The following is an 11,701-nucleotide window of genomic DNA, read 5'->3' on the forward strand; positions in this document are numbered from 1 at the left end:
GCGTGCTCAGGGGGTGACGGGGACCCGGTAGGCGAGAGCGGTGACACTGAGGTCTCCGTTGTCGACCCACTCCGGGAACTTGAGCGTCTTGTGGTTCGTGGCCGCGGGCGGCGTGACCTCCAGATAGGCGGCATGGACGGCGTCGGCGGTGCCGGTGTTGGCGTGCGTCCACGCTATGACCGCCTCCGCGCTCTGCCCCTTGCGCAGCGTCAGCGTGGTCTTGGCGGGGCTCTTCGCGTACCAGGTGTCGCCCCAGTGGGTGGTCGAGGGGAGCGTCCGGTGAGCGGCGTTCTCCAGACCGAGGCCCGGGTAGCCCCGCAACTGGCAGGTGTGGGCACTGGTGTTCTTCAGCTTCACCACCACGCCCTGGTGATTCATGCCACCGGCCAGCCCTTCGCCGAACGAGGCGCTCAGCGCGGAGACGGCACAGGTGGGCGTCGCATGCGCGGCACCCGTCCCGGTGGCCTGTGCCACTCCCGCGCCGGCGATCCCCAGTGTGGCGACGCCGGTGACGGCGAGCGCCGCGCGTACGAGGCGCCGCCGCCGGTCGGAGCGGGGAAGCGGGGCGGTGTCAGGCGTGTGGCTCTGGTGCGGGTGGGTCATGGTGCGCGTTCTCCCGTTCGTCGTGGATTCGTAACTCGCCTTACCCCAGGTGTGATGCCGGAAGTGCGGGAAAAGTTCGGGCGGAATCAGGTCAGAACCCTCGGCGCGGTGACCGCCCGGTCCGCCTTTGCCCCGGGAAGGCCGCGGTAGCAGGCTGTGTGGTGTGCCCGTGTCGGCCGGGGTAGGCGGTTCGCCCGGCCGGCGCCGGCGATCCGGGTGCGGCCTTGGCGATCCGGGTGCGGCCTTGGCGATCCGGGTGCGGCCTTGGCGAGAGGAGCCCAGGTGACAGCGGCGGCATCAGCGGCGGACAGCGGCGGGCCTGGCGCGCAGGAAGCCGGGTACGAGCCGGATCCGCGCCGGTGGCGGGCCCTGTGGGTCACCTTGGTGGCCGGCTTCATGAGCCTGCTGGACGTGACGATCGTCGCGGTCGCCCTGCCCACCATCCAGCGGGAGCTGCACGCCTCCCCCGCCCAGGTGCAGTGGGTGGTGTCCGGATACGCGCTCACCTTCGCCCTCGCCCTCGTCGTCGCCGGCCGGCTCGGCGACGCACTGGACCGGCGCCGTATCTTCCTGCTCGCCCTCACCGGCTTCGTCGTCTTCAGCGCGGCCTGCGGGGCGGCTCCCGACATCACGCTGCTGGTGGTGGCCCGCCTCGCCCAGGGGCTGGCGGCCGGCTTCATGGCCCCGCAGAACTCCGCGCTGATCCAGCAGATGTTCCGTGGCGCCGAACGCGGCCGCGCCTTCGGCTTCTTCGGCTCCACCGTCGGCATCTCCTCGGCCGCCGGTCCCCTCACCGGCGGCGCCGTCCTCGCCCTCGCCTCCGGCGCCCAGGGCTGGCGGTGGATCTTCTACGTCAACGTCCCCATCGGCATCCTCGCCGTCCTCCTCGGCCGCCGCCTGCTGCCCGCCACCCGGCGCTCCGGCCGCGGACATGTGGATCTGCCCGGCGTCCTGCTCCTCGGCCTCGGCGTCCTCGCGCTGATGTTCCCGCTGGTCCAGGCGGACTCCGGCGGGCTCGGCCGCCTGTGGTGGCTGTTCCCGGTCGGCGCCGCGATCCTCGCCGTCTTCGCCCTGTGGCAGCGCCGCCTGGTCGCCCGGGGTGAACAGCCGCTGCTCGACCCTCGCCTGTTCACCACCGTGCGCGGTTACGCCGTCGGCGCCGGCGTGGGCACGCTGTACTTCATCGGGTTCAGCGGCATCTGGCTGGTCTTCGCGCTCTTCTACCAGCACGGGCTGGGCTTCTCCCCGCTCCGGTCCGGTCTCGCCGTGACCCCCTTCGCCCTGGGCTCGGCGGGCGCGGCCGCGGTCGCGGGCCGACTGGTGGACCGGTTCGGCCGGCTGCTCACCGTGTGCGGCCTCACGGGCGTGATCGTCGGCCTGGGCGGCACCGCGCTGCTGCTCCGTCTGGCACCCCCGGGCATCGCGCCCTGGGTCGCGGCCCCGGTCCTGTTCCTCGGGGGCATCGGCAGCGGTTTCGTGGTCTCCCCCAACATCACCATGACCCTGCGGGACGTGCCCGTGCACATGGCGGGCGCGGCGGGCGGCGCCCTGCAGACCGGACAGCGGCTCGGCGCCGCGGTGGGGACCGCCGCCCTGCCCGGCCTTTTCTACCTGGTGCTCGGCAGGGGCCACGACTACCGCGGCGCCCTCCTCGCCGCACTGGGCGCCGCCCTCGTCGGCATGCTGGCGTCGCTCGCCCTCGCGACGTCCGACTGGCAGCGCGACCGGCGGATGCGTGGCGCGCACGGCACCTGCCCGGACGAGGTCGCCCACAACCCCATGCACGCCAGGCAGAGCTGACCGCCGAGCGGCACGCCCCGTGCGTTCGCATGGCGGCTCAGGCCGCGGGCACCGGCAGCAGTCGGTAGGCGTCCCCCTGCGTGATCACGCGGCCGGCGGTGGGCGGGGCGAAGTGGGTGCCGAGGAGCAGGGTGTCCGTGTCGGCGACCGACCGGAGCAGTGCGCGGCGCGAGGCCTCGGACTGCCGCGGGTCGATGTCGACGCAGGCGCCGATGGCGGGGTGGGCGAGCTGGACCGGATGGTGGACGCAGTCGCCGGTGATCACGGCTCGCGCGCCCCGGCTGGTCAGCTCGACGGCGACATGGCCGGGGGTGTGTCCGGGCGTGGGTGTCAGGCGCAGGCCCGGGGTGATCTCGGCGCCCTCGGCCAAAACGTCGACGAGGTCCAGCAGCCCCGCCTGCTCCACCGGGATCACGGAGTCGGCGAACATCTGCCGGCGCGCCTCGTCCATGTCGTACCCGGCCCAGAAGTCCCGTTCGGTGCGTGAGGTGAGGTAGCGGGCGTGGGGGAAGGTGGGGACCCAGACGCCGTCGCGTTCCCGTGTGTTCCAGCCGACGTGGTCGGCGTGCAGATGGGTGAGGATCACCAGGTCGACGGAGTCCGGGGGGAACCCGGCGGCGGTGAGGCGCTCCAGGTACGGGGTGTGCAGGTTGTGCCAGGCGGGGTTGGCCCGCTGCTTGCCGTTGCCGATGCCGGTGTCTACGAGGACGCGCATCCCGTCCACGACGAAGGCGAAGCTGTGACTGTCGATGCGCAAGGTGCCCTCGCGGTCGGCGAAGTGGGGGTGCAGCCAGCCCTGACCGGTCACGACGTCGGGGCGGGCGTCGGGCAGGAGCCACGGTCCGGTGGCGGGCGGCAGCGGGACCTCGTCGACGCGGTGCACGGCGATGTCACCCAAGGTCCAGGAGGGGAGGGGGGCGGCGAGGGAGGGCTGCATGGTCCGTCATCTCCTGCGATCTCGGTACGAGAATAAACGCAATCCGTTTGCTTTAAGCAGCCTACGGCGCACACCTCAGCTAAAGCAAACGATTAGCTTTAGGCGTCGGCCTTCTTTAGGGTTGGGTCCATGAGCCGCAAGGAGATGGTGCGCCCCGGCGGGCGCAGCGCCCGGGTGCAGGCATCGGTGCACGCCGCTGTCCGCGAACTCATGTCGGAGCTTGGGCGCGACGGGCTGACGGTGCCGCTGGTCGCCCACCGCGCGGGCGTCACACCGTCGACGATCTACCGCCGCTGGGGCGACCTGCAGGAACTGCTGTCCGACGTCGCCGTGGAGCGTCTGCGGCCGGAGACGGCGCCGCAGGACCACGGGAACCTGCGGGCCGACCTGACAGCCTGGGCCGAACAGTTCCTCGACGAGATGGCCTCTCCACCGGGCCGGGCGTACATCCGCGACGCCCTGCTCGGCGACCCGGACGGCGGCAACGCCGGCCGGTGCTCGGCCTACGCGGCCGAACAGGCCGACGCCATGCTCGCCCGGGCGATCGACCGCGGGGAGGGTGCTCCCGGCGTGGAAGCGGTCATGGATCGCGTCGTCGCCCCCATGATGTACCGCATCCTCTTCCGCCCGGCCGGGCTCGACGCCGCGTACGCGCGCCGTCTCGTGGCCGAACTGCTGGACGCGGGTGCCGGGTCCGGCCGGTGACGGGGCGCGAGATGCCGTAACCGCGCGCGTGCGGGAAAATCGAGGAACCGCCCAGATCGAGGGACCGAGCGGGAGGAATGGCCGTGGGCGTACGCACCTGGATCGACTCCTGGCCCGTCTACCGCCAGCTGACCGGCACCGATCCGCTGGGCCGGGGCGCCGCGGCGAAGAGCGGGCGCAGCGAGCGGCTCACGCCCCGGGTGGCCACCGCCGACCGCGTGGTGAAGTCGGTCTGCCCGTACTGCGCGGTGGGCTGCGGCCAGAACGTGTACGTCCAGGATGAGAAGGTCACCCAGATCGAGGGCGACCCGGACTCCCCCGTCTCGCGCGGCCGGCTGTGCCCCAAGGGCGCGGCGAGCCTGCAGCTGACCACCGGGGACGCGCGCGAGCACCAGGTGCTCCACCGGCGCCCGCACGTCACCGAGTGGGAGCGGCTGGACCTCGGCACCGCGATGGACATGATCGCGGACCGGGTGATCGAGTCCCGCCGGGCGGGGTGGCAGTGGCAGGTGGACGAGACCCGCACCCGGCGCACCCTCGGCATCGCGAGCCTCGGCGGAGCCACGCTCGACAACGAAGAGAACTACCTGATCAAGAAGTTGTTCACCGCGCTGGGAGCGATCCAGATCGAGAACCAGGCGCGGGTTTGACACTCCTCCACCGTTCCCGGTCTGGGAACCTCGTTCGGACGCGGCGGCGCGACCACCTTCCAGCAGGACCTGCAGAACGCGGACTGTGTCGTCATCGAGGGCTCGAACATGGCCGAGTGCCACCCGGTCGGGTTCCAGTGGGTGATGGAGGCCAAGGCGCGGGGCGCGAAGCTGATCCACGTCGACCCGCGGTTCACTCGCACCAGCGCGCTGGCCGACGTGCACGTGCCGCTGCGCGCGGGCACGGACATCGCGTTCCTCGGCGGGATCATCCACTACGTCCTGGAGCGGGACAAGTGCTTCCGTGACTACGTCGTGGCGTACACCAACGCCCCGATGATCCTGCGGGCGGACTTCCACGACACCGAGGACCTGGGCGGCGTGTTCTCCGGCCTCGACGCCCGCAACCGCACGTACGACAACGGCAGTTGGCAGTACGAGGGCGCCGCGGGCGAGCCGGAGCGGGACGAGACACTGGCCCATCCGCGCTGTGTGTTCCAGGTGCTCAGGCGGCACTACGCCCGCTACACACCGGAACTGGTCGAGCAGATCTGCGGGGTGCCGCAGGACCTGTTCCGGCAGGTGTGCGAGCTGGTCACGGACAACTCCGGCCGTGACCGTACGACGGCCTTCGCCTACGCGGTCGGCTGGACGCAGCACACGGTGGGCGTGCAGTACATCCGTGCGGCGGCCGTGCTGCAGACCCTGCTCGGCAACATCGGCCGGCCGGGCGGCGGCATCCTGGCCCTGCGCGGCCACTCCTCCATCCAGGGCTCCACGGACATCCCGACGCTCTTCAACCTGCTGCCGGGCTACATCCCGATGCCGTACGCCCAGCGGGACCAGGACCTGGACGCCTTCGTCGCGGCCACGACCACCCGCAAGGGCTACTGGGGCAACATGCGCGCGTACCTGGTGAGCCTGCTCAAGGCGTACTGGGGCGCCGCGGCGACCGCCGAGAACGACTTCTGCTTCGACTACCTGCCCCGGCTCACCGGCTCCCACTCGGCGTACGACACGGCCATGGCCCAGCTGGAGGGCGTCTGCAAGGGCTACTTCCTGTTCGGCGAGAACCCGGCGGTGGGCAACGCCGACGCCAAGGTGATGCGGCTGGGCATGGCCAACCTGGACTGGTTGGTCGTCCGCGACTTCTCGCTGATCGAGTCGGCGACCTGGTGGCAGAACGGGCCCGAGATCGAGACCGGGGAGCTGCGCACCGAGGACATCCGCACCGAGGTGTTCTTCCTGCCGGCCGCCGCGCACACCGAGAAGGACGGCAGCTTCACCAACACCCAGCGGCTGCTGCAGTGGCACCACCAGGCGGTCGAGCCGCCCGGCGACTCACGCAGCGACCTGTGGTTCACCTACCACCTGGGGCGGATCATCCGGCAGAAACTCGCGGGGTCCACCGACGAGATGGACCGGCCCGTGCTCGATCTGGCCTGGGACTATCCGACGAGGGGCCGGCTTGCCGAACCGGACGCGGAGGCCGTGCTCGCCGAGATCAACGGCCATGACGCCGCGGGCACCCCGCTCTCCTCCTACGAGCAGCTGAAGCCGGACGGCTCGACCGCCTGCGGCTGCTGGATCTACTGCGGTGTCTACGCCGACGGCGTCAACCAGGCCGCCCGCCGCAGGCCCGGCCGGGAGCAGGACTGGGTGGCGGCCGAGTGGGCATGGGCGTGGCCGGCCAACCGCCGGATCCTGTACAACCGGGCCTCCGCCGACCCGCAGGGCAGGCCGTGGAGCGAGCGGAAGGCGCTGGTGTGGTGGGATGCGGAGAAGGGCGAGTGGTCCGGGCACGACGTGCCCGACTTCAAGAAGGACAAGGCACCCGGCCACGAGCCGCCCGAGGACGCGACCGGCCCCGAGGCCCTGTCGGGCACGGACCCGTTCCTCATGCAGGCCGACGGCAAGGCCTCCCTGTATGTGCCGTCCGGGCTCACCGACGGCCCGCTGCCGGCCCACTACGAGCCGCAGGACTCGCCGTTCCCGAACCTGCTCTACGACCAACAGCGCAATCCGGTACGGCATGTGATGCCGTCGCTTCCCGACAACCGCTACCAGCCGAGCGGCGACGAACCCGGCGCAGAGGTGTTCCCGTACGTGGCGACCACCTACCGGCTCACCGAGCACCACACGGCGGGCGGCATGTCCCGCTGGCTGCCGTATCTGGCCGAGCTGCAACCGGAGTTCTTCTGCGAGGTCTCCCCCGAGCTGGCGGCCGAGCGGGGTCTGGCCCACACCGGGTGGGCGACGATCGTCAGCGCCCGAGGCGTGATCGAGGCACGGGTGCTGGTGACCCACCGGATGGTGCCGCTGACGGTGCAGGGACGCAGGCTGCACCAGGTGGGGCTGCCGTACCACTGGGGTCCCAACGGCTACAGCACCGGGGACGCGGCCAACGAGCTGCTCCATCTGTCCCTGGACCCGAACGTGCACATCCAGGAGTCGAAGGCGTTCGCCGTGGACATCCGCCCGGGCCGACGGCCGCGCGGTCCGGCGTCCGTGGAACTGGTGCGGGCCTACCGGCGGCGCGCGGGCATCGACGAGCACACCGGAACGGAGCCCTGAGCGGAGCCCTGAGTCATCGGAGCACCAGCGAGTGGCCGGCGCGCGGCACCAGCTCCCCCACCACCGGCGCTCCGGGTACCTCGCCGGCGACGAGCAGCCCGCCGGAGGTCTGGGCGTCGGCCAGCAGCAGCCGGGTGTCGCCGTCGGTGTCCCCGAAGTCGGTGTGCGGGGCGACCCAGGCGAGATTGCGCCGGGTGCCGCCGCTGACGTACCCGTCCCGGACGGCCTCCCGCGCCCCCTCCAGATAGGGGACTGCGGCGGTGTCGACCACGGCGGTCACGCCGGAGGCCCGGGCCAGTTTGTGGAGATGGCCGAGGAGACCGAACCCGGTGACGTCGGTGGCGCAGCCGGCCCCGGCGGCCAGCGCGGCCTCGGCGGCGTCCCGGTTCAGGGCCGCCATCGTGGCGACGGCCTGCTCGAACCGCTCGCCGGTGGCCTTGTGCCGGTTGTTCAGCACACCCACGCCCAGCGGCTTGGTCAGCGACAGCGGCTGCCCGGGCCGGCCGGCGTCGTTGCGCAGCAGCCGCGCGGGATCGGCGAGTCCGGTGACGGCCATGCCGTACTTCGGTTCCGGGTCGTCGACGCTGTGCCCGCCACCGATGTGGCAGCCGGCCTCGGTGGCGACGGCCAGTCCGCCGCGCAGCACCTCACGGGCCAGCTCGAAGGGGAGCTTCTCGCGCGGCCAGGCCAGCAGGTTCACGGCGAGCACCGGCCGGCCGCCCATCGCGTACACGTCGGACAGGGCGTTGGCGGCGGCGATACGCCCCCAGTCGTAGGGGTCGTCCACGACCGGGGTGAAGAAGTCGGCCGTGCAGACGACCGCGGTGCCCCGGTGCGCGACCACGGCGGCGTCGTCACCGGTGGCGAGCCCGACGAGCAGCGTGGTGTCTCCCCCGGTCACCCCCTGTGCGGTCAGTCCCGCGACCATCTCCTCCAGCTCCCCGGGCGGGATCTTGCAGGCGCAGCCGCCGCCGTGGGCGTACTGCGTGAGCCGGACAGGGGCCTGGTGGAACGGCGGGGATGTCGGTGTCATTCCGGCGGTCTCCTGGGGCAGTAGCCTGACGGGCGGAGGCGTGTGGGTGCCTGGTGGCCCTCCCGGTCTTCAAAACCGAGGGGCCCGAGGATCTCGGGCCGGCGGGTTCGATTCCCGTCCGTCTCCGTCCGTCGCATCCGTACGGCAGCGGCGGCGCTGGTCGTCGACACGTTCGGTGTGGCCCCGCGAGTCCAGGAACTCCAGCAGCGGTACGGCCACCCGACGGGTGGTGTCGAGCGCGCGCCGGGCCTCGCCGAGCGTGAACGGCTGGGGCAGTGCGCGCAGTACGGCGGCGGCCTCGGCGGCGGCGCCGGGCAGCAGCACGATCCCGTCGGCGATCCGCAGCAGAGCACCGGCCGCGTGTGCGGCAGCCAACGCCTTGCGGTCCAGGCCGAGTTCGGCAAGCCGGCCGGCCTCGGGGGCACGGAACGGGGTAAGGGCGAGGTCCTGGCGTACGGCGTCCACGGCGGCGTGGACGGGTGGGGGCAGGGCGGCCGGTCCGAGGCCGTCGGCGAGATACAACCGGCCCTGGACGCCGTGGAGTTGGGGCAGGGCATCGGCCAGGGCGTCGACGAGGGCCCGGTCGGGCAGACCGAGCAGGCGGCGGGCCGCCTCGGTGGGCAGACCCGGCTCCAGCGGATGCTCCCGCGCGTGCCGCCCCACCTCGGTGGCCAGCCGGTCCTTCAGGGCGGCCCAGTGCACGTCGTCCGCCAGCCAGTCCCCCACGACCGGTGCGACGGGCGCCGGGACGCCCATCGCCCGCAGGTCGGCGCGCCGGATCAGCTTGCGGCGGCGTAGTTCGGCGGCGCCGTCGGGGCGGCCGGTCAGGGCGGCGAGTTCGGCGGCGCGGGCCCGGCCGGCGCCGCGCCTGGTCAGCGGGGGCGGCAGTACGTCGAGGACGGTGACCCCGCAGGGCGTACGGCCGCCGCCCGGTTCGCGCAGCACCGCGCGGTCGCCGACCCGCAGCGGCAGGCCGCGGGCGAGGGTGAGGCGGGCGGTGTCGTCGCCGAGCGGGCGGACGGTGACGGGGACGGCGGCGGTGCCGATGTGCAGGGTGACCGAGCGGGGCAGGTCGGCCACCGGCTCACCGGTGACCCGGACGTCGAGCACCTCGCTGCGCGGCCAGCGGTCCGGGGTGAGCAGCACCTGCCCCCGGCGCAGGCCGTCGTCGCCGTGTCCGTGCAGGTTGACGGCCACCCGGGCGACGCCGCTGACCGCCGTCCGCCGCTCGCGCAGGGTCTGCAGCCCGCGCACCCGGAGCACGGCCGGGCCGTCGCCACTGGCCAACCGGTCCCCGACGCGCAGGGTGCCCGCGCCCAGCGTGCCGGTCACGACGGTGCCGTGCCCGCGCACGGTGAAGGCCCGGTCGAGCCACAGCCGTACGTCGGCGTCAGGGTCGGGATCGCTCAACTCACCTGCCAGCAGCTCCAGTTGGTGCGTCAGCTCGTCGAGTCCGGCACCGGTGACCGCGCTCACCGCGACCGCGGGCACCTTCCCGAGGGAGGTCCGGGCCAGCCGCTCGACGGCGTCGGCGCGTACGGGTCCGGGGTCGGCGAGGTCGCTGCGGGTCACCGCGAGGACGGCGTGCCGGACGCCGAGCGCGTCGAGGACGGCCAGGTGCTCCTCGGACTGGGGCTGCCAGCCCTGGTCGGCGGCGACGACGAACAGCACGGCGGGCACCGGGCCGACTCCGGCCAGCATGGTCGGCACGAAACGCTCGTGCCCGGGTACGTCGACGAAGGCGAGGTGGTCCCCGTCCGGGCCGAGCCTCATCCATACGAAGCCCAGGTCGAGGGTGAGGCCGCGGCGGCGTTCCTCCGGGTGGCGGTCGGGTTCCATGCCGGAGAGCGCTCGTACCAGGGCGGACTTGCCGTGGTCGACATGGCCGGCGGTGGCGAGCACCCGCATCAGGCCGGCCCTTCCCCCGCGGGCCGGGCCGCGCGCACGGCCTCGGCCAGCCGTTCGTCGTCCTGGCCGGGCACCGCGCGCAGGTCCAGCAGACAGCGGCCCGACTCCAGCCGCCCGACGACGGGGACGGGGCCGGTGCGCAGCACGGCGGCGTACGGCTCCGGCAGGGACACCGCCGCGCTGGGCAGGGTGAGTCCGGGGGCGCCTCCGCCGCCGACGGTGGCGGCGCACTCGACGGGTCGTGCGTCGATGCCGGCCGCGGCGAGGCGCTCGGCGATCCGGCCGGCGCGGGCGCGCAGCGCGGCCGGATCGGCGGCGAGGGCCAGGGCGGTCGGGGTGGGCGGGCCGGAGAGGGTGGCCTCCAGCGCGGCGAGGGTGAGCTTGTCGACACGCAGGGCGCGGGCCAGCGGGTGCCGGGCGAGGGTGCGGACCAGGTCCCGGTCGCCGAGCAGCAGTCCGCACTGGGGGCCGCCGAGCAGTTTGTCGCCGCTGGCGGTGACTAGCGAGGCGCCCGCGCGCAGCTGGGTGTCGGCGTCGGGTTCCCCGGGCAGCGCCGGATGCGGGGCGAGCAGCCCGGAGCCGATGTCGACGACGACCGGGACACCGAGACCGGTGAGTTCGGCGGTCTCGGCGGACCGGGTGAAGCCGGTGATGCGGAAGTTGGACGGATGCACCTTGAGCACGAAGGCGGTCTCGGGGCCGAGCACGGCTGCGTAGTCGGCGGCGGTCGTGCGGTTGGTCGTGCCGACCTCGCGGAGCCGGGCGCCGGTCGAGACGAGCAGGTCGGGCAGGCGGAAGCCGTCGCCGATCTCCACCATCTCGCCGCGGCTGACGACGATCTCCCGGCCGGTCGCGAGAGCGGTGGCGGCGAGGACGAGCGCGGCGGCGCCGTTGTTGACGACGTGCACGTCCCCGGCGCTGGGCACGCGCTCGCGCAGGGCGCCGAGCGCCGAGCGGCCGCGGCGGGCGCGGACGCCGGCCGTCAGGTCCAGTTCGACGTCGGTGGGCCCGGCGGCCTCCTGGACGGCCTGCCGAGCGGCGGCCGACAGCGGCGCCCGGCCGAGGTTGGTGTGCAGCAGCACCCCGGTGGCGTTGATCACCGGGCGCAGGCCGCTCGCGGTACCCGGCAGCAGGGCGAGAGCCGTCTCCGGCACCCGCTCGGGCGGGACGGTTCCCTCGCGGGCCCGCTGCTGCGCCTCGCGTACGGCGGACTTCACCACGGTGGCGCCGAGCCGGTGCACCGCCGCGATCAGCCGGGGGTCGCTCAGCAGGCGGTCGGTGCGCGGGACACGACGGCGGGCATCGGTGGCGTCCGGGGGCCGTACGACCGTGCCGTCGGGCCGTTCCGGGCCGTTGGAGCGGGCCCGGTCCGCGCCGGTCCGCCGGTCCGCCGCGCTCGCCGTCCGCTGCTCCATGCCGCGTCTGTCCCTCCGGTCCGGACCGTGCCCCTCCGGGCTCGGCTCATCGTCTCCCGGTGCCCCGGACCGGCCG

The 11,701-nt window shown here is 73.6% G+C and carries 7 protein-coding genes, 1 tRNA gene and 1 pseudogene; 4 read left to right on the forward strand and 5 right to left on the reverse strand.

Annotated features, from left to right (window positions below; all coding sequences use genetic code 11):
- Window positions 1–6: 6 nt before the first annotated feature.
- Window positions 7–603 (reverse strand): DUF4232 domain-containing protein, encoded by a 597-nt coding sequence (locus tag AB0L75_RS19870; protein ID WP_365182443.1) that lies wholly within the window; start codon window positions 601–603, stop codon window positions 7–9.
- 282 nt (window positions 604–885) lie between these two features.
- On the opposite strand from AB0L75_RS19870, the gene AB0L75_RS19875 reads away from it, so the two are divergent.
- On the forward strand, window positions 886–2,403 hold the full coding sequence (locus AB0L75_RS19875) for an MFS transporter (protein WP_365182445.1): 1,518 nt from the start codon (window positions 886–888) through the stop codon (window positions 2,401–2,403).
- 37 nt (window positions 2,404–2,440) lie between these two features.
- Here AB0L75_RS19875 and AB0L75_RS19880 read toward each other — a convergent pair whose 3' ends face one another.
- A complete protein-coding gene (locus AB0L75_RS19880; protein WP_365182447.1) occupies window positions 2,441–3,340 on the reverse strand; it encodes an MBL fold metallo-hydrolase in 900 nt (299 codons plus the stop codon).
- Window positions 3,341–3,469: 129 nt separating this feature from the next.
- Here AB0L75_RS19880 and AB0L75_RS19885 point away from each other — a divergent pair, with 129 nt between their 5' ends.
- Both AB0L75_RS19885 and fdnG read left to right on the forward strand, forming a co-directional pair.
- Entirely contained in the window at window positions 3,470–4,045 is a 576-nt protein-coding gene (locus AB0L75_RS19885; RefSeq protein WP_365182449.1) for a TetR/AcrR family transcriptional regulator, read from the forward strand.
- Between the two features lie 83 nt (window positions 4,046–4,128).
- Complete coding sequence (fdnG, locus tag AB0L75_RS19890) at window positions 4,129–7,269, forward strand: formate dehydrogenase-N subunit alpha (protein WP_365182451.1); 3,141 nt, start codon at window positions 4,129–4,131, stop codon at window positions 7,267–7,269.
- Window positions 7,270–7,282: 13 nt separating this feature from the next.
- Here the strand turns inward: fdnG and selD are convergent, their stop codons facing one another.
- A complete protein-coding gene (gene selD / locus AB0L75_RS19895) occupies window positions 7,283–8,302 on the reverse strand; it encodes a selenide, water dikinase SelD (protein WP_365182453.1) in 1,020 nt (339 codons plus the stop codon).
- A gap of 34 nt (window positions 8,303–8,336) precedes the next feature.
- Between selD and AB0L75_RS19900 the strand changes: the two genes are divergently transcribed.
- Window positions 8,337–8,429, forward strand: a tRNA-Sec gene (locus tag AB0L75_RS19900).
- Window positions 8,430–8,512: 83 nt separating this feature from the next.
- Here AB0L75_RS19900 and AB0L75_RS19905 read toward each other — a convergent pair.
- Both AB0L75_RS19905 and selA read right to left on the reverse strand, forming a co-directional pair.
- Window positions 8,513–10,210 (reverse strand): annotated as a pseudogene (locus tag AB0L75_RS19905) (GTP-binding protein); the annotation flags it as partial.
- Window positions 10,210–11,625, reverse strand: coding sequence for an L-seryl-tRNA(Sec) selenium transferase (gene selA / locus AB0L75_RS19910; protein WP_365182455.1), 1,416 nt, complete (start codon window positions 11,623–11,625; stop codon window positions 10,210–10,212). The pseudogene AB0L75_RS19905 and the gene selA, both read right to left, overlap by 1 nt.
- Window positions 11,626–11,701: the final 76 nt, after the last annotated feature.

This window comes from Streptomyces sp. NPDC052101 (genome assembly GCF_040680235.1).
GTDB lineage: Bacteria > Actinomycetota > Actinomycetes > Streptomycetales > Streptomycetaceae > Streptomyces.